This is a genomic window from Paenibacillus borealis, from assembly GCF_000758665.1.
Taxonomy (GTDB): domain Bacteria; phylum Bacillota; class Bacilli; order Paenibacillales; family Paenibacillaceae; genus Paenibacillus_AQ; species Paenibacillus_AQ borealis.
On record NZ_CP009285.1, the window covers coordinates 4,360,537 to 4,383,613 of the forward strand.

General features: G+C 49.7%; 17 protein-coding genes. 14 read left to right on the forward strand and 3 right to left on the reverse strand.

What is annotated here, in order from left to right:
* Positions 1–72 precede the first annotated feature (72 nt).
* From PBOR_RS18350 to PBOR_RS18375, 6 genes are all read left to right on the forward strand, one after another.
* A complete protein-coding gene (locus PBOR_RS18350) occupies positions 73–1,836 on the forward strand; it encodes a cache domain-containing sensor histidine kinase (RefSeq protein ID WP_042214082.1) in 1,764 nt (587 codons plus the stop codon).
* On the forward strand, positions 1,814–3,424 hold the full coding sequence (locus PBOR_RS18355) for a response regulator (RefSeq protein WP_042219602.1): 1,611 nt from the start codon (positions 1,814–1,816) through the stop codon (positions 3,422–3,424). Before PBOR_RS18350 ends, PBOR_RS18355 begins: the two co-directional genes overlap by 23 nt.
* A gap of 111 nt (positions 3,425–3,535) precedes the next feature.
* Positions 3,536–5,263 carry an extracellular solute-binding protein gene (locus PBOR_RS18360; protein WP_042214084.1) on the forward strand — a complete coding sequence of 576 codons (1,728 nt, stop codon included), beginning with the start codon at positions 3,536–3,538 and terminating at the stop codon, positions 5,261–5,263.
* A gap of 165 nt (positions 5,264–5,428) precedes the next feature.
* Complete coding sequence (locus PBOR_RS18365) at positions 5,429–6,574, forward strand: hypothetical protein (RefSeq protein WP_157764067.1); 1,146 nt, start codon at positions 5,429–5,431, stop codon at positions 6,572–6,574.
* A 32-nt stretch (positions 6,575–6,606) separates the two neighbouring features.
* On the forward strand, positions 6,607–9,630 hold the full coding sequence (locus PBOR_RS18370) for a beta-xylosidase family glycoside hydrolase (protein ID WP_042214089.1): 3,024 nt from the start codon (positions 6,607–6,609) through the stop codon (positions 9,628–9,630).
* A gap of 374 nt (positions 9,631–10,004) precedes the next feature.
* Positions 10,005–10,307, forward strand: coding sequence for a MazG-like family protein (locus tag PBOR_RS18375; RefSeq protein ID WP_218918839.1), 303 nt, complete (start codon positions 10,005–10,007; stop codon positions 10,305–10,307).
* A 105-nt stretch (positions 10,308–10,412) separates the two neighbouring features.
* Here the strand turns inward: PBOR_RS18375 and PBOR_RS18380 are convergent, their stop codons facing one another.
* Together PBOR_RS18380 and PBOR_RS18385 are read right to left on the reverse strand one after the other, a co-directional pair.
* Positions 10,413–12,017 carry a M4 family metallopeptidase gene (locus PBOR_RS18380; protein ID WP_042214091.1) on the reverse strand — a complete coding sequence of 535 codons (1,605 nt, stop codon included), beginning with the start codon at positions 12,015–12,017 and terminating at the stop codon, positions 10,413–10,415.
* A 634-nt stretch (positions 12,018–12,651) separates the two neighbouring features.
* Positions 12,652–12,969 carry a hypothetical protein gene (locus tag PBOR_RS18385; RefSeq protein ID WP_042214094.1) on the reverse strand — a complete coding sequence of 106 codons (318 nt, stop codon included), beginning with the start codon at positions 12,967–12,969 and terminating at the stop codon, positions 12,652–12,654.
* A 65-nt stretch (positions 12,970–13,034) separates the two neighbouring features.
* Between PBOR_RS18385 and PBOR_RS18390 the strand changes: the two genes are divergently transcribed.
* From PBOR_RS18390 to PBOR_RS37015, 7 genes are all read left to right on the forward strand, one after another.
* On the forward strand, positions 13,035–13,367 hold the full coding sequence (locus PBOR_RS18390) for an MFS transporter (RefSeq protein WP_042214096.1): 333 nt from the start codon (positions 13,035–13,037) through the stop codon (positions 13,365–13,367).
* Positions 13,368–13,505: 138 nt separating this feature from the next.
* Positions 13,506–14,081 carry a dihydrofolate reductase family protein gene (locus PBOR_RS18395; RefSeq protein ID WP_042214098.1) on the forward strand — a complete coding sequence of 192 codons (576 nt, stop codon included), beginning with the start codon at positions 13,506–13,508 and terminating at the stop codon, positions 14,079–14,081.
* 649 nt (positions 14,082–14,730) lie between these two features.
* Positions 14,731–18,531, forward strand: coding sequence for a glycosyl hydrolase 53 family protein (locus PBOR_RS36660; protein ID WP_099052477.1), 3,801 nt, complete (start codon positions 14,731–14,733; stop codon positions 18,529–18,531).
* A 274-nt stretch (positions 18,532–18,805) separates the two neighbouring features.
* Positions 18,806–19,648 carry a hypothetical protein gene (locus PBOR_RS18405; RefSeq protein WP_042214100.1) on the forward strand — a complete coding sequence of 281 codons (843 nt, stop codon included), beginning with the start codon at positions 18,806–18,808 and terminating at the stop codon, positions 19,646–19,648.
* Between the two features lie 144 nt (positions 19,649–19,792).
* Positions 19,793–20,260: a MarR family winged helix-turn-helix transcriptional regulator gene (locus PBOR_RS18410; RefSeq protein WP_042214102.1), complete on the forward strand. Its 468-nt coding sequence runs from the start codon at positions 19,793–19,795 to the stop codon at positions 20,258–20,260.
* 46 nt (positions 20,261–20,306) lie between these two features.
* Entirely contained in the window at positions 20,307–21,245 is a 939-nt protein-coding gene (locus PBOR_RS18415) for an NADP-dependent oxidoreductase (RefSeq protein WP_052429542.1), read from the forward strand.
* A 259-nt stretch (positions 21,246–21,504) separates the two neighbouring features.
* Entirely contained in the window at positions 21,505–21,666 is a 162-nt protein-coding gene (locus PBOR_RS37015; RefSeq protein WP_157764068.1) for a hypothetical protein, read from the forward strand.
* Positions 21,667–21,754: 88 nt separating this feature from the next.
* Here the strand turns inward: PBOR_RS37015 and PBOR_RS18420 are convergent, their stop codons facing one another.
* The gene (locus PBOR_RS18420; protein WP_042214104.1) at positions 21,755–22,036 is read right to left on the reverse strand and encodes a hypothetical protein; all 282 of its coding nucleotides are present in this window, start codon (positions 22,034–22,036) and stop codon (positions 21,755–21,757) included.
* Positions 22,037–22,383: 347 nt separating this feature from the next.
* On the opposite strand from PBOR_RS18420, the gene PBOR_RS18425 reads away from it, so the two are divergent.
* Positions 22,384–22,938 (forward strand): N-acetylmuramoyl-L-alanine amidase family protein, encoded by a 555-nt coding sequence (locus tag PBOR_RS18425; RefSeq protein ID WP_042219608.1) that lies wholly within the window; start codon positions 22,384–22,386, stop codon positions 22,936–22,938.
* The last annotated feature ends 139 nt before the right edge of the window (positions 22,939–23,077 follow it).

Consider the following 23,077-nt stretch of genomic DNA (forward strand, 5'->3'; position numbering starts at 1 on the left):
AGGCTTGACAATCCTGAAGTGTACAGATATAGATATTTAAGGTAACTGTCAATTTGTTAAGGGGGTGCTGCCATGCGGGGATACCGGCCGGTATTTGTCAAAATCACTGCCGTTATTTTCATGCTGATTATGCCAATGGCTCTGCTCTATACGTACTACAGTGAGAAGAGTCTTGAAGTCATCGATGGACAGATTACAGATAACAATGAAAGCCGCTTGTTTTTCCTGAAGAATCAGATTGAATCGAACATTGACCGCCTGTCCTTGTCCTCCAGTGTGCTGACGAGAGATTCCTCGATCATGGATTTGCAGCTCAATCTGCTCACGGAGGATTATTATCAGACGCTTTACTACCAGACACAGGTCAAGGAAAAGCTGCAGCTTCAGAGTCTTTCCAGCAACTGGCGCAACGATCTGTCCGTCTATTTGCCGGAGAGCCGGCGCCGTATCTCCACCAATCCGGGCGACACGTTCGACATGAAGGAGATGAAGCTGTCTCCTGCAGGCGTCTGGAGACTGCATCCGGGCAGCGGTACAGCGAATCCGTATTATCAAATGTTCGTGTGGGACCCTTACCTGGCGAAGGAGCAGAACCGGGAGCCCGTCGCTGTATTCGAGGTGCGGTTCGCGGTCGACAACATCCGGCGGATGCTGGGTGACTACAAGCAGGATAATCCCGGTAAATCCTTTCTGCTCACGGCATACGGTACAGCTTACGGTGCCGTATCCTCAGACGATGCCACCGCAAGGGAGACCGGGCGTCTGCTGCTCCAAGGCCCGCTGAAGGAATCCGGACACCGGAGCCTTGAAATCGGCGGGGAGGATACTTTTATCAGCTATGCATATCTGCCCTCCCTGGGCGCCTATCTGGTGGATTATGTCCCGCTTGATGTTATTCACGCACCGGTGGTGCAGAGCCGCAGAATGTTCTATCTCAGTTTTGTTGTGCTGGCCCTGCTGGCGCTTATTGCCTCTTATCTGCTGTACCAGCATGTGCAGAAGCCGGTCACAGAGGTGGTCAAGGGCCTGCGGAGCTTTGAGCGGGGCAATTATTCCTTTCGTATTAGAGAACGCTTTCATAACGAGTTTGATTATATGCGCCTGCGGTTCAATGAGATGGCCGAGCAGACCCAGCATTTGATCAATGACGTCTACGAGGAACAGAACCGTTCCAGGCTTGCAACACTGAAGCAGCTGCAGTCGCAGATCCATCCCCACTTCCTGTACAATTGCCTCTCCTTCATCGCCGCCTGCGCCAAGGCTGGGGAAACAGAAACGATCCGGGAGATGGTCTATCATCTGGGTGATTACTACCGCTACACGACACGGGTGGAGAACCAGCGTCCGCTCCTGGAGGAAGAGGTGAACCAGGCCAGGAACTATCTGCACATCTATGCATTCAGACTGGAGCGTCTGGATTTCGTGCTGAATATTCCGCCGGACATGCTGGCTGAGCCGGTCCCCCGGCTGTTTCTGCAGCCTGTAGTGGAGAATGCCATTATCCATGGTGTGGAGCCGCAGCCGGAAGCGGGAACGATACGGGTCACAGGTGTACAAGAAGGGCCGTATAATCTGCTGCGGGTTGAGGACAGCGGGGCGGGCATGACGGAGGAGCAGATCGCCGGCTATATGAAAGAGCTGGAGCTGCCCATGAATGAGCAGACAGGCTGCGGCCTGTGGAATGTCAATCAGCGTCTGAAGCAGCAGTACGGTCCGGGGTCCGGCATCAGGCTGGACGCCTCGCCGGGTCTCGGCGGTTTACGGGTCACCCTGCGCTGGAAAAGGGAACATGAAGGAGGACAGCCAAGTGAAAATGCAGCTGATGCTCGTCGATGACGAGCCGATGATTCTTAAGAGCATGGTCCAGAATGACTGGGCTTCCGCCGGTGTGGAGCATGTGTATCCGGCAGCATCCGGTCTGGAGGCGGCAGAGCTGCTGAAGCATCATCCGGTCGATATTGTGGTCACGGATATCCGCATGCCCGGGATGGACGGTTTGGCCTTATGCAAGCATGTGCATGAGCATTATCCAAGAACCCGCTGCGTGCTGCTGTCGGGCTTCGGCGAATTTGAATACGCCCGGCAGGCTATCGAGCACCGGACAGTGGGCTATCTGCTGAAGCCGGTCAAGGATGAAGAGCTGCTCGCTGAAGTGAAGCGGGTTGCCGGCGGCATCCGCGGCGAATGGGAGCAGATTGCTTCCCAGGAGCGGGCGCGGCGGACCCTGCACCTGCATATGCCGATGCTGCGGTCGGGATTTCTCAACGATCTGCTGTCAGGCCAGCTGCCGGAGCCCGGAGCGCTGGCCGAGCGGCTGAAGGAGTACCAGCTTCCGTTCCATGCGGGGGACTCGCTGCTGCTGGTGATGGTGCGGCCCGAGAAGGTATTCGGCAGCGGAGAAGAGCCGGACGCCCTGCTGTTTGAATATGCGGTGCAGAATATTGCCGCTGAGATACTGGAGCCGGACTGTGATGTCTGGCACTGCTGCGATCCCTATGGCTATCTTGTCTTTGCTCTGCGCAGCCGGAAGCAACCTCAGGAGATGGGCGAAATGGATGTGATGGCTCTGCATACCAAGGCGCACGAACTGCAGCTGAAGGTGTCCGGACTGCTCAAGGGACAGGTCTCACTCTTGCTCAGTGAGCCGCTGCGCTTCCCCATGGAGCTGGCGCAGGTCTACCGCAAGTCGCTGAACGAATTCCGCAAAATCCCGCGCAGTGAGCAGGAATTCCTGGCTCTTGCGGGCGGCACCCGGACAGTAGACCGTACCTTGACTTCACTCTATGCGCCGCCGGCATTCCTGCGGCTGATGGAGGGAGGCCGGTGGGATGAGGTGCGCAGCAAGCTGGCTGCCATTGTCCTCGAAATGGAGGAGAAGCTGCTGGATTCCGGGGAGCATCTGGCCGAGCTGTACCATACGCTGGTGAGCGCTTTCCTGGCCATTGCCCACCAGCAGGGAAAGACCCTGATGGAAGCGACGGCCGGGAAGGGGGAGCTGGGCGAACCTGCCCGGATCATGCGCAGTACCGGTACTGTTGCGGACTGGGCGGAAGGGATATTGTCCTGTCTTTCGCAGTCGGAGAATGCGGAGTACAACGATCACAAGCGCCAGCTGCTGGCGAGAATCCACCGCTTCATCGAGGAGAATCTTGCCCGGGATGTCTCCCTCCAGAGCATTGCCGACCACGTGAAGCTGCATGCGGTGTATCTGTCCTCCATGTACAAGCAGGAGACCGGTGAGAATCTGAGCGATTACATCATGCGCTACCGGATGGAGCAGGCGGCGGTGCTGCTGCGCTCCACGGAGATCCGGATTTATGAGCTGGCCGCCCGGCTGGGCTTCCAGCATCCTCCGTATTTCAGCAAGCTGTTCAAGAACTATTACGGGATCACGCCGCAGGAATACCGGGAACGCCTGCTCTAACAAAGCTTAAGATTTTAGCATATCACCTTAAATCTTTCTCTCTTACTCCTGTGAAAGCGTTGTAATAAGATGAATGCGTCAGAGATTACAGGAACACAGGGAGGCTCTTGCATGAAGAGGACAAAAAAAAGGTTCGCGCTGCTGCTGTCGGCAACATTGCTGCTGTCGCTGCTCACCGCCTGTTCACCGAACGGCAGCAACGGGGCTGCCGGTACAGCGCCGCCGTCATCCGCCCAGCCGTCTGCGCCTGCGGAGGCGGAGGGGGATGCTGCCCGGATTGAAGGGATCCGGGACGGGACATACCGCTTCGAGACCCCGGTCACCATCACTACCGTTACAGCCACGGATTCCAGCTTCAAGTACAAAAACGGGGAGACGCTGAGCGACAATGTGCATACCCGTTGGGCGAAGGAGCAGCTGGGAATCGATATCCAGCATCTGTGGGAGGTGCCCGGCGAGCAGTTCGCCACCAAGATGCGGCTGATGCTGACAGCCAAGCAGGAGCTGCCGGATGTCGTCACAACGATGGATATCGGGCTGATGAATGAGCTGATCCAATCCGGAGCCTACAAGGATATTTCAGCGGATTTCGATAAGTATGCTTCGGACCGCATGAAGGAGATCTTCAGCTCCCACCCGCTGATCTGGAGCCAGGTGACCTTTGAAGGCAAGCATATGGGCCTGCCTTACTTCGCCAACGCCGGGAACGATAATGCTGTCATGTGGGTCCGCCAGGATTGGCTGGACGAATTGGGCATGCAGGCACCGGCGACCTTTGAGGAGCTGGAGGCCTTCATGCAGGCGCTGCTTGATAAGAAGCCGGGCAATACGGATTCTATCATTCCGCTGGGCGTGAGTCTTGGCTCGGGCGGCGGCCACCCGAATCCGCTGGCAGGCTGGCTCGGGGAGAGCACCTGGATCTTCGGGCCGTTCGGCACCGTCCCTTACCAGTGGAACCAGGGTGCGGACGGCAAGCTGGTGCATGGCTCGACCGTGCCCGAGATGAAGAAGGGCCTTGAGGTCATGCGGGACTGGTACGAGAAGGGCTATATCTCCAAGGAGGCCGGGCTGCATGATGAGAACAAGCTCGCCGAGCTGATTGGCCAGGGGCGGGTAGGTGTTGTGGTGGCTCCGTATTGGCTGGGCAGCTGGCCGGTTCCGGACTTGCAGAAGAACGTGCCGGGAGCGACGATGAAGCCTTACCCGATTCCAACTGAGAACGGCAAGGCGGGAGCACGGGATACCACGTTCCTGAAGGGAGGGATGCTGGTAAGGGAAGGCTTTGAGCATACCGACGCTTTGTTCCTGTATCTTAACCGTCTGTTCGCCGGAGTGGACAAAGAACCAGGCAGCGAATTCGAGCACGGCTGGGCCGAAGACTATGATTATACCCTCAAGGCGGACGGAACGGTCTCCACGGTTAGCGAGGATATCCCCGAAGGCTCGGTAGGGGTCTACAAATACTTCCTGTATGAGCCGAAGGATCCGTTCAGTGTGCTGCAGCAATCCGCAGACAAAGGGAAATTGCTGGAACAGGGAAATCTTACAGAGGCCGAAGCTGCGGCTCTTGGCAATCCCGATATTCTGAAGGCGGCGCAAATTGTCGTCGATGGATGGGCTAAGGAGAGTTACTGGGCTCCCAAGTTCCTTGGTGCCAGTACACCGGCGATGCAGTCCAAGGGAGGCATCACCACGAAGCTTGAAGGGGAGGCAATCATGGCGATCATCTACGGCCGCAAGCCGCTGGAGGATTTCGATAAATTCGTCAAGGAATGGTACAGCATTGGCGGAGAGCAGATGACGAAGGAAGCCAATGAATGGTTTGACAGCACGAAGTGACGGGGGAACACAGCAGGAATCATCAGGACTAAAGCTGCCGGCTGCATCTGCCGGAGGCTAGCCGGAAGGAGGAGGAGAAACGGACGGGAAGCCGGGATCAACTCCTCCTTTTTGCTGCCTGGTGAATATGCAGTGTATACCTGTAAAGGAAGGTGGGAGAATGCGGTGAAATGGACAAAAAGCAGAGCTGCCGCAGCTTCAGGTGTCCCGCTGTGTCTGGCCGTTATCCTTCTGCTAAGCGGAGGGGGTGTCCCGGAAGGTCCTCTTGGGCTTGAGGAGAAAGAAGCTGCTTCCACCAAGGCTCAACTGGGCATACCGGAGCGGATGGCAATGGACACTGAGGTGGCACGGATTAACGGGCATGCAGTGACCGCGGCGGAACTGCAGTATGCGATGGGACTCCAGCGCACGCAGGTGATTGAATACTTCCGGGATACTTACCATCAGGCGTATGAAGAGAACTTTTGGAAGCTGGAGATTGGCGGTGAGAATCCGCTCGAGCTGCTCAAGCGCGAGGCGCTTACCTCCTGGACACGAAGCCGGATTCTGCTGGAGATGGGCCATGAAGAAGGGCTTGTTGACAGCACGGACTTTGGCGGGCTGCTCACTGAGATGGAACGCGAGAACAAACGGCGGACTCAGGCAGCTGCTGCCGGGAGAGCGGTGTTTGGTCCGGCCGAGCTGGATGAAGGCAGCTTCATTCCCTACTATCTGAGCAATCTGGAGATTGCGCTTCGGGAGAAGACGCCAGGGGCCGGAGAGACCGGACGGGAAGAAGAACCGGCAGCGGAGGATCAGGTTAGCAGCATTCCTGAGGAACAAGAGCTTAGGTTTACCCGCATTTCCATAGCCTACCGGAGCGAAAGGGAGAGTGCAGCAGAGAACAAGCAAGGAACACAACAACTTCTGTCTGAGATGCGGCAGCTTCTGCTGGATGGCAGAAGCCCGGAAGAAGCGGTTTCAGAGCTGAGAAATGACAACGCTTCCTTTTCTGGCTTGACTCTCAGCAGTGAAAGGCTGGACAGCGCCAACGCCAGAGTGTATTTCCGCGAGCAGGGCCAGCTCTATGCCTGGCTGACCGGAGAGCGGGAGTCCGGCGAGATCAGCCCAGTCATAGATGAAGGCTTTACAGGGGAATGGGTAATCGCGGTGCTTGGTGATGTAAAACCGCAGAAGCCAGAAACAACAGCGGAGGAGCGGAAAGGGAAAGCGGCGGCGGAGACAGGCTTCGGGCGGGAACTGGAGCAGCGAATCCGTTCCGCCCGGATTGAGCTAACGGAGCCGGGATATTCCGGCCTGCAAATGCAGTAGCATACCATTCACATCGGGAGGTTTAAGCGAAGATGACAAGAAGACCATGGCATCAGATGAACAAGCTGATTTTGGCGGCAATATTGATTCTGGCATCCGTCCTGTCCGTAATGGTCCCGTCAACGGTCCGCGCGGCCGGTACGTCCTATTATGTCGATGCTGCAGGGGGCAGCGACAGCAACACAGGAAGCTCCGAAACCCAGGCCTGGAAGACGCTGGACAAAGTGAACGCTACAGTGTTTCAGCCTGGAGACCGCATTCTGTTCAAGGCGGGCGGGGTCTGGACGGGGACACTGTCACCCCAGGGCTCGGGCAGCGAAGGCAGTCCGATTCAGATTGACCGCTACAGCGAAGGGGCCAAGCCGTTGATTGCGGGTGGAGGTGCCGCCGCTGCCGTATATTTCTACAATCAGGAGCAGTGGGAGGTCCGTAATCTCGAGATTACCAATAATGCGGCCAGTCCGGGCGAGCGCAGAGGCATTCATGTCAGCGGAAGCAGCGGAAGCTGGACGAATCCCAAGGTCTATAAGCATTTCGTGTTCGAGAATCTCGATATCCATCAGGTCAAAGGGACAACGGCCACCGATTATGTGCATAATGGCGGAATTATCGTCTGGGGTCCGGACTGGGATCTGCATGTATCGGATGTGGTCATCAAGAACAACCATATCTATTCGCTCGACAGTGTAGGGATCTATCTGAATGGAGCACAGCGCACCTACTCCACCGGGCTTAAGGTGCAGAATAATGTGATTAATGATGTGGCTGCCGACGGGGCGGTTGTGCTCAATACGACGGGCGGGGTCATCGAGCATAATGTGGTGTACGATACCCATGTACGCGCGTCCGGGTATCACGTGCCGCTGTGGGTATGGGGCACGAAGGATGCAGTCATCCAGTACAATGAAGTGTACAACACCGCCCCCGGCGGAGATGCGATGGCTTACGATGCGGATTATAACAGTGACGGCACTATTATCCAGTACAACTACAGTCACCATAACGCAGGAGGGATGGTACTGGTCGTCAATGACGGGACAACTGCCTCCAATTACAATACCAATACGGTCGTCCGCTATAATATCAGCGAGAATGACGGAGAGGCGGTGTTCAATCTGAACGGCCCGGTCAGCAGCGCGAAGTTCTATAACAATACCGTCTATCTGCCGCTCACATCCAGCACCAAGGTGGTCAATTACGGCTTTTGGGATGGTTATGCTTCAAATACGGCCTTTTACAACAACCTGATTTATAATCTGGGCACCGGGGGATACCAGTTCGGTTCCAGCACCGGCAACATTTTCGATAATAATCTGTTCTACGGCAACCATCCATCCAGCGAACCGGCTGACCCGCACAAAATCACCGCTGATCCGAAGCTCGCTTCACCCGGCTCGGGCGGCATCGGCCGTGACACGCTGGCCGGCTATCAGCTGCTGAATACCTCTCCGGCCATTGGTAGCGGCAGAATCATCAGCGGCAACGGCGGCAGCGATTATTTCGGCAATCCGGTTCCGGCAGGCACTGCCCCCAATATCGGGGCATACCAGGGAGCGGGACTGGACCCGAACAATCTGCCTCCGCTGCCGCAGCCGCCCTCCCAGAATAATCTGCTGCTCAATCCGGGGTTTGAGACAGGCGATTTCAGCAACTGGCCGCTTCATTACAATGGAGCTTCTATCGTGAACACCGGAGCACATACCGGGACCTACGCTGCCGCACTTACCGGCAACTATGCAGGAATGGAGCAGAACATTGGCGGCCTGCATCCGAACACCATGTATAAGCTGTATGCTTTTGGCGCAGCCAGCGGCGGCGGCTCGGCCGTATTCGGAGTGAAGAACCACGGCAATGCCGAACAGAGTGTCTATATGACTTCAATTGCTTATACCCGCAAGGAAATTACATTTACGACAGGGGCGTCCAGCACCAGCGCTACGATTTTTCTATACAAAGCCGGAGGGTCCGGACAGGTGACGTTCGACGATCTGGAGCTGATTCAATTCAGCGCATCCCCCGCCGGTCCTGCCGACCCGGTGTTCACTGAAGGCGGAAGTGACGAATTCGCCGGGCCCGATCTGGATGGTCAGTGGACTTGGGTTAGGGAGAACAGCGCAGCCTGGTCGCTGACGGCAAATCCCGGCTCCATGCGGATAACGGCAGAGAGCGGAGAAATCGCTGAGGGCGCTGCAACTGCCAAGAATATTCTGCTCACCGGAGCGCCTGAAGGGGACTGGACCCTTGAAACGAGGCTTACAGGGTTACCGGCGTCCCCATGGGCCCAGGGCGGACTGATTGTCTATGAGAGCGATGCTACCTTCGTCCGGATCACCAGGATGTACGGCACCGGCAACGAATTCCAGTTCACTGCGCAAAAAAATACCGTGCGGCAGCATGTCGAAACCGCCGATACTCTGGGATCGGCCGTATACCTCCGACTGGTCAAGACAGGCGATACTTACAGCGGCTTCTATTCCGCCGACGGTGTGAGCTACCAGCAGGCTGGAGCAGATCAGACAGTGGAAATTGCAGAGCCAAAGATCGGTTTGTTCACGGGAGGCGGTACCGGATTCACCGCAGACTATGACTATTTCCGGTTCATTCCGGCAGAGTCCGAACCGGAGCCGGAGCCGGAGCCGGTCAACCTGCTGCAGAACCCCGGTTTCGAGAGCGGGGACTTCACCGGCTGGGCAGTCCATTATAACGGCTCTTCGCTCTCGGACACTGCCCCGCACACAGGAGACTACTCCGCAAAGCTAAGCGGGTCGGCTTCGGGCATGGAGCAGACGGTTTCCGGCCTGCTTCCTGGCACGGCCTACAGGCTGTCCGGCTTCGGACAAAGTGTAAGCGGCGGGGTTGCGGTGTTTGGGGTCAAGAATTACGGCGGCACGTTCACGGATGCCTGGGGCTTCGAGCAGGGCACTGGATATGTGCAGAAAGAAATTGAATTCACAACAGGAAGCGCCAGCACCAGCGCCACGATTTATCTGTATAAAGGCAGCGCCGGCGGCGAAGTCCATTTCGACGATCTGGTGCTGACAGAGGTGCAGCAGTAGCCGATACATTCAATGGGTCAGCTATAGGATTGAAGCAGCGAACCGGATTACGATAGATCACGATAGTTACTGTGATATAGAGAGGCAGCAATTCAAAAGGGACGGTTCTTCAAGCCACTTCAGTGACTTAAAGGACCGCTCCTTTTTTTATAGCCATCCTGCAACGCCAAGGATTTCAGTTCTTGTTGAGGTAAGGTCAACAAAGGTAATTTAGTTATAAAGTAGAATATGTAATAGACTTTCATGGCGGAACGTGCGATGGACGCTCGGTTTAGCAGGAATACTAATGGCAGCTTCAGGATTAGTGCTCACTCTAATTTATCCGGTTTTTTGTAAAAGGAATGCAAAATTATATATAGGATAGGTGAGATTAAATGATTGATTTATTACAATTACAAAAAAGAGTTTATCAGAACAAAGTTGCGAAAGGATTTAATGTTACAGATATTTTCAAAGAGTTTTGTTTTATGTATGGCGAATTATCAGAAGCCTGCGATGCTTATCTGAAAAAGAAAGACGATTTGGGTGAAGAATTGGCTGATGTTGCACTCTATTTAATAGGACTCTCGGAGCTTCTAGGGATTAACCTGGAAGAAGAGATCATGCATAAAATGGAAAAAAACGAAAAAAGAATATACGAAAATAAAGATGGTGTACTTACAAAAGTAAAAGAATAATATAAAGAATTCATACAACACGATTTTAAGAACTTCAACACTTATTCATTGATTTACATTATGCAGGCCAATGATCATGAGGATCATTGGCCTGTTATTCTGTTCTTAGTAGACGCCTACCGCATTATAAGCTTTGGTTACGGCAGTTACTTGAGCCGAGCCTGCTCCAAACAATTCAGTAGCCGATTGAATGATTGCTGTGCGTGCAGCAGAGAAGTTGGATGAGGTTGTAAGGTAATATACAAGTGCATTGTAATAGATTTGAACGGCATCCTCACGGCCGATACCTGTGACCGTTACACCGTTAAACGTACCGCCTTGAGCAGCCAGATAGAAAGCTTTGTTATTGATGCCGCTGTTCGTATGCACACCGCCTTCGTCACTGGTACCGGTATAACGGTCGCTGTACTTGTCAGGCTGGCCGTACAATGGCGGATTAGCCAGTGAGCGGAGTGCGTCACCCGCTACACCCGGTGTATATACTTTATCGCCGATCAGCCAGTTCGCACCTTCAATTGAATTTCCGATGATGTCGGAGAAGGACTCATTGAGTGCCCCTGGTTCTCCGTAGTATTCAAGATTGGATGTTTTCTCAGTCACACCATGCGTCAGCTCGTGGCCTACCACATCCAAATCCCCGGACAGCAGTGTAAAGGTAGATCCATCTCCATCACCGAAAACAATTTGCGCGCCATTCCAAAATGCGTTGTTATAGGAAGTATAGTAATGGACGGTGGAACGGATCTGCAGTCCGTTGTTGTCCAGGCTGTTGCGGCCGAAATGCTGGAGATAGTAATCATAGGTTCTCTCAGCATACGTGTGGGCATCAACCGCGGCTTTGTCTGTCCAGACATTGTTGGTGCTGGTTAAGAGCGTCCCCGGAAGAGAGGTCTTGTTCTTGGCGGTATAGGTCACAATGCCCTTGCCGCGGGTACTGTCATAGAGCTGGTACGTTGAACCCGAGAGACGTGTCTCGAATGTTTTGGTATCTCCAAATACTCCAGTGCCCGTACCCGTCAGGTTCTCTAAGATATTATATTTGAACAGTACGCTGCCATTCTCCGCAGAAATGAAGTACCGTATCCGCAAAGGCTCGGGTTCCAGAACGTTCACTTCCGTTTTATAAGCTAATTTTGGTTCTCCGTCAACGATAAAATAATACAAATCCGCTGCAGGAGTAACTTGGGGCTCACCAAGCGGTCCATGTTCCAGCGTGGCATCCTGCTCGGCTGCCAGAATGGCATCGGCTCCGGAAATGGTCTGGAGCTGAATTAGCGGCTGCGGGATCGTCTGGTAGACATCTTCAACTACACTTCCCAGCAGGGAGGTAACGTTGCCGGCATTGTCGATATGCAGCGTTTGATCGGCTCCATATACCGGTATCCCCGAGATATACTGGCTTAACCGGTAATGCTGGCTGCCGGTCTTGTCGTTTGTTTTTTGCTCTGTAATTTTGAATTTTCCCCGGATATCCTCTTTAGCCGACAGATGCAGGTTCCCTTTTACACTTTCGAGATATCCCCATACTTTGTCCTCAGAAGCGGAGCCTGCAGGGGCTTTCCAGGATTGGCCCGTAATCGAAATAGGGGACGAGCCTGAGAAGAGCTCGACAGGATTATTGCGCTCATTGTTTTCAGCGGCAGTGCCCACCGAGGCAAAGGACCCAAGTGCTACAATACCTGCAAGAAGTGAAGCTACAGTCTTTTTCATAATTAATACTCCTCCGATCAAAATAGTTGGTTTTGAGGTATGCCGGGTTCTTATAGACATCCTTTATCTAGCCTGTGTACTCACTCAAGCTGCGATCTGGGGTGCAAGGACTTAAGCGGCGAACAACCTTAAATGTACGGAGGGAGAGAGTGTGAGACGGCAAAACCCCTTTCATGAAATTTACAACTACATCCTTGTTCACAGACCTCCAAAATGGATATAAATGAAAATAATGTAATTATAGTATTTTTATTATATTTAGGTTTTTAAATATCAACTGTGATTAGAATCACAATTAATGCAATAAATTTAATAAATGATAATTATGCAACAGCAAAATTGAACATAGCAGCTTCAAATGAACTACTGCCTCTGCGTCCCCTTGGCGCAAGGTGATAGTATATTGGCGTCTAATACTGATTACAGTACAAATTGTTATCTGTACAATTAGTCATGAATTACCGCTAACCATCTTTACAGAGCCTCAATTGGATAAGCAATTGTGTGTCCCTGAACGGTTTCATATCACGGAAAAGGACGAGCTCTGGCTTGCCTTTTTCAATGGATTTTTATACATGGCTGGCAGAGATTTCAGATCATTTAATCCCCCAGGAAAACGATACTATTAGCAGGATCATACAATTCCTTTAATTGCTTCTGAAATTGAATAGGGCTCATACCCGTCACGGTGGAATGAGGACAGACTCATGCTCGCTGCTTCGGCAAGCTCTTCAGCGCGCATGGATGGATTGAATTTCGAACTAATATGTTCTATGGCTTCTCTGATCCGGTAAGTATTGCTCCCTTCCATGGCTATTTGGCCTAATGTAACACCATAAGGCCCCTTCAAAAGGGTATAAAGAATTTCTTTTGCGAGCAGTAGAGCAAGGAACGTAATCTCTTCCGGCCGGTTCAAAAATTCGATGAGCCAATGACAGGAATAGGCAACCATTTAATACGATCAGGATAACGGTTATATGCTTTTTCCTGCATAATTAGATTAGGACATAATCGAAATTGGAGGAAATCCAGATTGGGCGGCTTCAGGCGGACCGGATAGGCGGCATTATCCGTACGCTCTTCTGTTCGATGGCTGTTCAAGTTCTCGCATTGGTTCTGTTATCCTCCGTTCTCGGCTGGGTAACCGGAATCATCATATTCCTTGTGGTCTGGGAGATCGCTGTATGGACATTTGGCCCAACTCAGAATTTCAATGTGGTCTCACTGGCTCCTGAAGCCTCCAGCATTGTACTTAGCCTTAACAGCTCGTTCGTACAGCTTGGGTTTGCAGCTGCAATTGCCGTGTTATCCTTAAGCCGTGGCCATTCGGTTGTGCGGTCAGAAGGATGATATTCAATGGAGACAATAATGAAGGAGGCTGCCAGTTTGACAAAATGCAGAACGATAACCATGCTGCTGCTTGTGCTGATGCCATGATGCAGTTAATGTATAGAGTAGATATCCCTTATGAACAAAGGAGAACTGAAAATGAGAAAACTCGTTCTATTTCTGCACGCATCGCTTGACGGTTATGTGGAAGGACCGAATGGTGAAATGGATATTGGCTGGGTTTCCTATGATGCTGATTTGGAGAAACATGCGAAGGAAATTCTGAGTACTGCCGACACAGTCATTTGGGGACGCGGGACTTATCAGATGATGCACAGTTACTGGCCATCCGTGCCTTCGAACCCGTCTGCTTCGGAGCATGAACGGAATCATGCCGAGTGGATCGAAAAGACAAACAAAATCGTTTTTTCCACGACGCTGGAGAACGTCGAATGGAACAATTCCAGACTGGTGAAAGAAAATATCGAGGAAGAGATCAACAATCTCAAGCAGCAGCCAGGCAAGGATATGGTCATCCTCGGCAGTCCCAGGTTCGCACACCACCTTATGCAGCTGGATTTAATTGATGAGTATAAAATTACGGTTTCTCCTGTCCTGATCGGTAGCGGATTGCCGTTATTCCAAGGCCTCAAGGAGAAGATTAATCTTAAGCTAATCGAAAACAAAACCTTTGATTCTGGAGCCATAGGTCTCGTGTACCAGACGATAAGATGACCGTTAGCTCAATAACAACAAGAAGGCAGCCGATCAACATGATCAGCTGCCTTTGTTCAACGAACGTGCAGTGTAACTTAAATAAACCACACCTGCATTGAAATAGTCACACCGTGGTTCTGGTAATCTCGCTAATATAATGACATGATTATAGCGAAGGGTTAAAGTTGCACCCCAACGAAGAGTTAATGGTTTATGAAGATGAAGGACGTGTTATCGCCTGTATTCCCCTTCATTATATCCAGCAATTAGGAATTAGAGGAATTTGCCTCTGCCTCTGCAAGAAAACGGGGATGTGACCATATCCAAGTTCATTGCCATTCCAGAAGAATAGAGGCTCATAAATTTTATGAGAGACAAGGTTTTAAGGAGGCTCCTAAGTACTTTTCAAAAATGTTAGACAAATGAGGACTAAACTCTCACTAACTGACAGCAGTGTTAAGGCAAGCCATTATGGCTTGCCTTTTTTTTTGAACAAGTAGGCTGGAACTGTGCCAGTCTTAGAAAAATCGCAAATTCATATGAGATTTGTTGCAGAAGTATTATTTATAGTTGATCTGCTCCATCCACACCTGAGTTATATTTCTTTACAATAAGGATGTTAAAGGCTGGAAACTGCAGCTACTAAATGAATAATGGAGGTTGAACTATGAGAATCAGCAAAAAGATTGTGGTAATCGTTCTTACATGGGCAATGATTCTGTCAGCAGTATCAATTGGTTTGCCAGCAAATGTAAACGCTTCATCTGTTTCCGGGAGCTTTTCCAAAGGGGCAGATATCAGCTGGCTGCCGCAAATGGAGGCTTTAGGCTATAAATTCTATAATGATAATGGCCAAGAGCAGGAGCTTTTACCAATACTTAAGGAGCACGGCATCGATTCCATCAGAATCAGGGCCTGGGTTAATCCGTCAGATGATCCGGCCAATGGTCATAACAGTACACAAGAAGTTGTTGCACTGGCTTCCCGGGTAAGTGCCTACGGGTTCCGTGTGATGATCGATTTGCACTACAGCGACAGCTGGGCTGACCCTGGTCAACAGGTTACCCCTGAAGCCTGGAAGGACGATAATATAGAACAGCTGAAGGCGCATGTCTCGCAGTACACTACGGAAGTGATGCAGGCGCTCAAAGATGCAAATGTAACACCGGAATGGGTGCAGATCGGTAATGAGATTAATAATGGAATGCTGCATCCTTTAGGAAGCTACAGTAATACAACCAACCTCGTTCAGTTGATCCAGGCCGGCTCACATGCTGCCAAGGCGGTGTTCCCGGACATTAAGGTCATCATCCATCGGGCCAGCGGAGCTGAAGCAGGGGTCGGGCCATTTTTTGCCGGTCTGGCAGCTGCCGGTCTTAAGGATTCGGATTACGATATCATCGGCTTGTCCTATTATCCTGATGCTATTTTCACCTCTACCATCAATGATCTGAGCAACAATATGAATGCGTTGGAAGCCAAATATGGCAAAGAAGTGATGATCGTTGAGGTCGGAGGGAATGTTTCCGAGGATGTTGACAGCGTATACAATATGCTCGTGGCGGTTCAGAATAAACTGAAGGCTGTTCCGGACAATAAGGGAACCGGTATCTTTTATTGGGAGCCTACCGGTGTATTGTTCGGCTATCCGTTATCGGCATGGAATATTGACGGCTCGCCGACCTTGGCTATGGATGCCTTCATCGACGGCGCAGCCGAAATCAACCGCCATCCGGTTACCGCGGTGTCCCTGGACAAGCCTGTAACCGCTATTGAAGTTGGCGGGACGGATAAATTAACAGCCATTTTCGAACCGTTGAATGCAACCTATAAAGGAGTAAGCTTTACAAGCTCTAAGCCGGAGGTTGTTAAAGTAGATCCTTATAGTGGAATACTTTCCGGAGTTTCTGTGGGAAGTGCCACCGTGACTGCAGTTACCTATGACGGGGGTTTCTCCGCATTCAGCGAGATCACCGTAATTCCAAGCTCAAATCTGATACAGAATCCCGGGTTTGAAGATGAGTTGAACGCATGGGAGCTTTCGGGAGATACAAGTGCAGTCAATATTGAAAAAGATGCTCATTCGGGTTCGTCAGCCCTGCATTACTATAGTACGACTCCTGCCGAGTTCAGGACTTCGCAGACGATCACTGGTCTGGAGAATGGAACGTATACTTTGTCGGCCTGGGTATCCGGCGGGGGCGGTGAAGAGATTTCAGAAATTTTTGCCGGCAGCAGAACACAACAGTTTACAAATACAGGATGGCAGAAATGGAGTAAGCCGGTTCTGGATCAAATTGAAGTTACGGATGGAACCTTGACCCTAGGCGCTCATCTTAAGCTTGCTGATGGCCAGTGGGGGAATATTGACGATTTCGAGCTGATTAAGAAGGATACCAGCAAGCTGCTGGATTTGAGGGTGAACGGCGCTACGGTTAGCGGATTTGATCCGGCCGTTCAGGACTACAATGTTGTTCTGCCGTATGGCACAACTGCTTTGCCAGCCGTTGAAGCGGTTGCAGAACAAGGCATATCGGCAGAAATTACGCAAACGGCTGCGCTGCCTGGCAGTGCAACCGTTGTTGTCAAGGGAGATGTAGTGAGAACCTACACCCTTCACTTCACGGTGGATTCGAACCCTGTGGTTAATTTCGGCTTCGAGCAGGTGAATGAAGCGGGTCTGCCTGTTGGCTGGACCATTCCTGATCCTGCTGCCCTGACCGCGAGTTCGGATGGCCATACCGGTGCAAGATCACTGGGATTCTGGAAGGATTCCGCCTTTACACTGGACGCCTATCAGACGCTTACCGCTCTGGAGAATGGAATCTACACGCTGACGGCCTGGTCGCAGGGCGCCGGGGATGAGACGAAGAATCAGCTGTATGCCTTGAATGGCGAGAAGACCCTACTGAGCTCAAGCTTCGCGAACAAAGGCTGGAATGTATGGAACCAAGCGGTTGTTGAGAATATCAAGGTTACGGATGGAACACTGAAGATCGGGATTTCACTTGAGGGGAATGCAAAGGACTGGGGCTCTTATGATGATATTGTGCTGGTTAAGACTGGTGACATTCCAGTAGAACCAACACCTACGCCAACGCCGACGCCGACGCCTACACCGACACTAACTCCTACATCATCACCAACGGCAATACCAACGGCGACACCAATACCAACACCAAGCCCAACAGCTGCCAGTGAAGATAACGGGCTGACTTCAACAGGTAGCGTCAGTGCTGCAACCAGTACTCCGGCGGCAATTCCGGTGGCCGTGACCTCTGGCACCGCTGCTGACGGCACCACTTCATATAGTATGAGGATCAAAGCAACGGCAGGCAAGGAAGCAGGAACTGCCATCGTCAAGCTTGATTCCACTATAATCAGTGATCTGGTCAGCAAGGTCAAGCAAGCCGCAGCGGCCGGTCAAAAGGTTGTCATGGAGATTCAGATGGATCCGGAGGCAGGCCAATCATCTGTTGATGTAGTTATTGCCAAGGATGTTCTCAAACAGTTAATGGAGGTTGCCGGGGCAGAGCTGAAGCTGAATACAGGCATTGCTGATATTACCTTTACGTCCAAAGCAGTAGCAGCAATTGGAAGTGCAGCAGCAGATAGTACAATCAGCATTAAGAAGCTTGACCCCTTAAGCTTGCCGGACAAAGCCCGGAGCAAGATTGGAGACAGAACGGTTGTAGACTTCTCTGTAACATCCGGAAATGATGAAATTACAACATTCAACGGCGAAACAGTTAAGATCAGTGTACCTTATACGCCAAAAGCAACTGAAAAGTCAAATGCCATTGTGGTGTATTATATTGATCAGACAGGAAACCTTCAGCTGGTTAATGGCGGCTACGATGCAGCAGCCGGAAAGGTTAATTTCCAGACCGCCCATTTTTCAAATTATGCTGTAGGGTATAACGAAATCAAATTCATTGATGTTGCACCGGGCAACTGGTATTCCAGTGCAGTCGACTACTTGGCGGCGAGAGAGGTGGTTAAAGGGGTAAGCAGCTCTGTGTTTGCACCCGAGGCCCAGGTGAAGCGGGCTGACTTTCTGATGATGGTCATGAATGCTTTCGGCATTAAGCCTGATGCAGATAGCGCTGATAACTTTGCAGATGCAGGGAATAAATACTACACAAGCTATCTCGGTACAGCCAAGAAACTGGGCTTGATTTCCGGTGTGGGCGGCAACTCCTTTATGCCGGAGGCCGTCATCAGCAGACAAGAGGCATCGGTAATTCTGTACAATATCATGAAGCAGCAGAACCGTCTGCCGGATGGCAGCAACAATCAGAGCTATGACAGTTTTACTGATGTCAGTGCGGTAGCCGGATATGCCCAGACAGCCATGAAGCAGTTTGTGGAAGCTGGAATACTCACGGGCATGGGGAAAGAGCTGAGCCCAAGGGCTGCCACAACCCGGGCAGAGGCAGCACAGATTATTTATAATTGCATTAAATAACAAGCTGAATAACCGGCTGCCAGCAGATTTCTGGCGGCCGGTATTTTTGTCAGCGGATAAGAATGGACCCGGACAGAAAATCACTCTTTTATGAGTATGACAATTAAGAACCTTAATGGGGCAGCAGCAAAAAACACAGGACAATTTTACCTGCTAAGTTATATAATATCAGAGGAAAGCATTTTGCTGTTTGCTACCTGCAACCTATTCATGAAATGTTCTAGCAAAATTGGTAGATGCTTTACTATTAATAATTAAGCGGGGATAAGGTTATATGAAACGAAAGAGTTTGATTTATTCGTTAATACTAGCAATTATAGTATCAGTTGTATCAGGGGGTGGCAGTATTCATGCGGCTGCACGGAACATCACCGACATTGTCAAAGTGACCAAACCTGCTGAGATTAAAGTTGGAGAATGGAAGTCCTACGAAATAGCCATCACTGACTGGACCGATGCAGACGTTACGGAACATGACTTCACTCCAATCTCTTCAGATGAGAATGTTGTCAAGGTCGTACGGAAAACGAATTGGGTTTCTGAACTTCATGCAATAAATAAAGGGATTGCTACCTTAACTGTCAATATTGGAGATAAGTTTGAACCTTATGTATTCACTGTTCAAGTGGTGGATGAGTATACAGTCATTCCTGAACCAACTTCTGAGCCAACAAAGCCGGTAATTATAAAGGAACCTACCCGTGAAGAAATCATGTTACAGGATATGGAAGATTACAATGAACAGTTGCAGTCAATTGCAAGCTATGAAGATAAAGCCATAGATACGTTTAATCAAAATAGACTCCTGAACGATTCAACAAGAAAGTCACTCTTTCTTACTTTAAACAATACTGTAGTGCCCAATTATACTAAGTTTGTATCCGGGTTAAAAAACCTCAAACCTAATAATGCAGAGTTGAAAGAAATACATAACTACTTTCTGGCAGGTGCAAAACTCCAGCTGGAAGGGTTCACTATAATGCGGGATAGCCTGAAGACGACCAAAATAAATTATTCCAAATTCAATGCAGGTGAAAAGAAGGGGGCAGAAGGAATAAAGAAATTGGACAAAGCCGGAATGCTTCTTGATAAGTATAAAAGTAAATATATCAAATAAATAATTTAATAAACAGAACCCTTAGAGCACTTTAAGGGTTCTGTTTTTAATTTGTCTGATTGCATTTATGTTGACGGCAACATATTTAAATGTTACTGTGAGTGTGTAGATATGTTGACGACCACATAAAAGGAAGTGACTTTATTGAAGCATAGTGAAAACAGCGAAACCACGGAGGAAGAGATCCGTGCGGTCACCAATTTCCCCGTAAATTTTTCGATCTTCAGTCTGGCTCGTTCCCATCACCGAATTGCGGGACAACTGCTTCGGGAAGCAGGCCTATACCCGGGACAGGAACTGGTGCTGATGCAACTATGGCACCGGGACAGCCAATCTCAGAATGATCTCACAAAATCGTTGCGGCTTGATCACTCTACCATAGCGAAGTCCGTTCGCCGTTTGGAAGCTGCGGGTCTCGTCACCTGCAGCCGTTCCGAAGCGGATAAAAGGGTAACCATCGTGTCACTCACCCAAGAAGGGCGTGATATAGAAACCAGAGTCGATCAGGCTTGGCGCAAGCTGGAGGAGATTACAACGGAACATCTTAATGATGAAGAAAAAGTACAGTTTGCAGCTTTGGCCAAAAAAATAGCCGCAAATCTGGAAAAGTAAAATGGAAGTAAACCAAACAATGAATCATATAGGAGGAGAGATAAGCATGTCCGAAAAATCTATGCAGGCTGTTCTGGTCAACGAATACGGAGGTCCAGACGTTTTGAAGGCAGAAACTGTGGATCGTCCTCAACCGCAAGCGGATGAAGTCCTGGTCCGCATCGTGTATGCTACGGTCATTCCGCTTGATTTTAAAATCCGTAATGGTTGGCTTCAAACTGTATTTCCTGTAACATTTCCCTACATCCCTGGTTTCTACGCTTCAGGAGTTGTCGAAGAGGTGGGGCAAGCTGTAACAGAATTTAAGTCCGGTGACCGTGTGTTTGGCGGTATCAGAGGATCTTATGCGGAATATGGAGTTGCGAAGGAACAAGAACTGATGACGATGCCGGAGAGCCTCACTTTTGAGCATGCTGCAACAATTAAAGCCGGAGCAGAAGCCGCTTGGAAAGCCTTGTTCACCGAAGGTGAACTCCAGTCCGGGCAAACCGTTCTCCTCCATGCGGCGGCAGGCGGTGTTGGACAGTTTGCAGTACAGCTGGCTAAATGGAAGGGGGCAACCGTGATCGCCACGGCTTCATCCTCTAACGTGGACTTTGTTAAATCACTTGGAGCTGATCAAGTCATTGACTATACCACAACCAAATTCGAAGATATCGCAAAAGATGTAGATCTGGTGGTTGATTCCGTTGGAGGCGAGACAGAAACCAGTTCCTGGCCGGTGCTGAAAAAAGGCGGAACCCTGGTTTCCTTAACTCAGGATCCATCCCAAGAAAACGCTGATAAATATGGCATTACAGCTAAGTTCAATACCAAATTCCCTAACCGGGAAGACTTGCAAAATCTAACGAAATTAATTGCCGAAGGTGTAATAAAAGCGGAGATTGATTCCATATTCCCGTTAAGCCAAGCGGATAAAGCACTGGAGAAGAGCGAAGCCAGACATGGACGGGGAAGAATTTTGCTCAAAATAAGCTCCATCTAATAACTGGTTTAGTTACAGCGTCATTTACACTTTTAAAACAAATCCGGCCGATTATAATTATGATTATGATGCTGATCAAAACACCTTTAAGAGAATGAACCCTGAGCAATCGTAAGTTGGGGAGATAATCTTGGAGGTGTTTTTGCGTCGGTGGACAAGAACATAGCCCATAAAAGCCCGCGCCCAGCATATCCGGGGGATTTACGAAATGCTTGTTAAGGTATAATCAAAGATTCATTTTACTTGAGGAGGAATAAGCATGTTTGGCAACGTAAAGACACTTCCTGAGCCTGTAGGCGATTATGCTGTAGGGAACACGTATTTTGATTTTGTAGACAACCTGCTCAGCAAACCGGGTAAGCAACTGCAAACGAAAAGAAACCCAAGGTCTTTGAAAGACCAGGGTTTATCTACAATTTGAACTCGGCGTAAGCCGAAGCCTTCTATGGTGACTCTCCGTGTGTACCCGAATAAGCAGGATATCTCTGCATAACTGCGTTAAGACCGTTTTATTGTTGGTCCGGCAGACGTAATGCATTTGCTGAAGTTTGTGCTTGATCTATAAATCCTTCAGCTTGAATTATTTGCTGCCGGGCCGCCTCCAAAGCCTGTGAATTTGTTGCTGCATTAGATTCACTTATCGAGCTTATCGCCTGATTTAAAGCCGTTTTCACCTCAGAAACCGCGTTAGATGCATGTTGCTCCAGCGTATTGCCGCTCGAGTTAAGTGAATCTTCTGCCGGTTTTCTTGTATTTTCATTGGCAAGGTTACTTTTATTCTCGTTGGTCAAAGCTAGTCCTCCTCCCTTGAGTAAAGATCATTAATTTGAACAGAAATAAGTATGTGGTTGACATTTTATTTATATTCATGGGACTGCGTGGGAAAATACGAGTCCCTGATTTCCGGCAATCCATTTTAGTATAAGATCCGATAACGGCGGAAAATATAACGTTGATGAAAAAAGAAAAAAGTTAATGGAAAAGGAGATGATAATACCTTCATGGATACGCCCACACTAGCGCCGCACGAATCAATGGAACTGCATGAAGCATTAAACTTTAAAACGCTTTGCCTGAAATCTCAGAAACTTATGCAAGTTTTGTAATTACACATCTTGTTATGTGGAGGAGAACACAGTTGGAAAAAGTTGTTATAGATGCAGGTCATGGTGGACATGATCCTGGAGCATCTGCAAATGGGTTAGTCGAGAAAGATTTAACGCTAAAAATCGCTTTAGGTATTGAAAATCATTTAAGATCGATTCAACCTGAAGTAGATATTCGCCAAACTAGAACCGACGATACTTTTGTCACTTTAGAAGATCGTGCAAATATTGCAAATACAGGATTCCCTAATTTTTTTGTTTCCGTCCACATTAATTCTGGTGGGGGAGCTGGTTACGAAGATTATATCCACCCTGATTATCCAGACATTGAATTTGCCGAAAAATATCAAACGGTTTTTCATGATGAAATGATGATATTTCTTAGTACGGCAAATGTAACTGATAGAGGAAAAAAGAAAAAGGATCTACAGGTCTTACGAGAAACAAATATTGCAAATATACTCACTGAAAATTTATTTATTGATGACCCTAATGATTCTGTTTTGTTAAAAACTGAAACATTTATTGATGGATTGTGTCAAGCTCACGCTCACGCTATAAAAAAAGTTCTTGAGTTATTACAATGAGGCTAAATAATTGCGGGCTGTCGGTGCTTCACGAAGAAGACAAAACGACGGCTAGAACTGTGGCAATGCCCGCTTTTGAATTTAAATTTTCCCTATACAAATACACTGTATAACGAATATATGAATTTTACTACGCGAC

Excerpts from the sequence above, each read along its gene's own strand:
- PBOR_RS18355 (WP_042219602.1), top strand. The coding sequence starts at position 1,814 with ATGCAGCTGATGCTCGTCGATGACGAGCCGATGATTCTTAAGAGCATG.
- PBOR_RS18370 (WP_042214089.1), top strand. The coding sequence starts at position 6,607 with ATGACAAGAAGACCATGGCATCAGATGAACAAGCTGATTTTGGCGGCA.
- PBOR_RS36660 (WP_099052477.1), top strand. The coding sequence starts at position 14,731 with ATGAGAATCAGCAAAAAGATTGTGGTAATCGTTCTTACATGGGCAATG.
- PBOR_RS18380 (WP_042214091.1), bottom strand. The coding sequence starts at position 12,017 with ATGAAAAAGACTGTAGCTTCACTTCTTGCAGGTATTGTAGCACTTGGG.
- PBOR_RS18360 (WP_042214084.1), top strand. The coding sequence starts at position 3,536 with ATGAAGAGGACAAAAAAAAGGTTCGCGCTGCTGCTGTCGGCAACATTG.
- PBOR_RS18395 (WP_042214098.1), top strand. The coding sequence starts at position 13,506 with ATGAGAAAACTCGTTCTATTTCTGCACGCATCGCTTGACGGTTATGTG.
- PBOR_RS18415 (WP_052429542.1), top strand. The coding sequence starts at position 20,307 with ATGTCCGAAAAATCTATGCAGGCTGTTCTGGTCAACGAATACGGAGGT.
- PBOR_RS18350 (WP_042214082.1), top strand. The coding sequence starts at position 73 with ATGCGGGGATACCGGCCGGTATTTGTCAAAATCACTGCCGTTATTTTC.
- PBOR_RS18375 (WP_218918839.1), top strand. The coding sequence starts at position 10,005 with ATGATTGATTTATTACAATTACAAAAAAGAGTTTATCAGAACAAAGTT.
- PBOR_RS18385 (WP_042214094.1), bottom strand. The coding sequence starts at position 12,969 with ATGGTTGCCTATTCCTGTCATTGGCTCATCGAATTTTTGAACCGGCCG.
- PBOR_RS37015 (WP_157764068.1), top strand. The coding sequence starts at position 21,505 with ATGTTTGGCAACGTAAAGACACTTCCTGAGCCTGTAGGCGATTATGCT.
- PBOR_RS18405 (WP_042214100.1), top strand. The coding sequence starts at position 18,806 with ATGAAACGAAAGAGTTTGATTTATTCGTTAATACTAGCAATTATAGTA.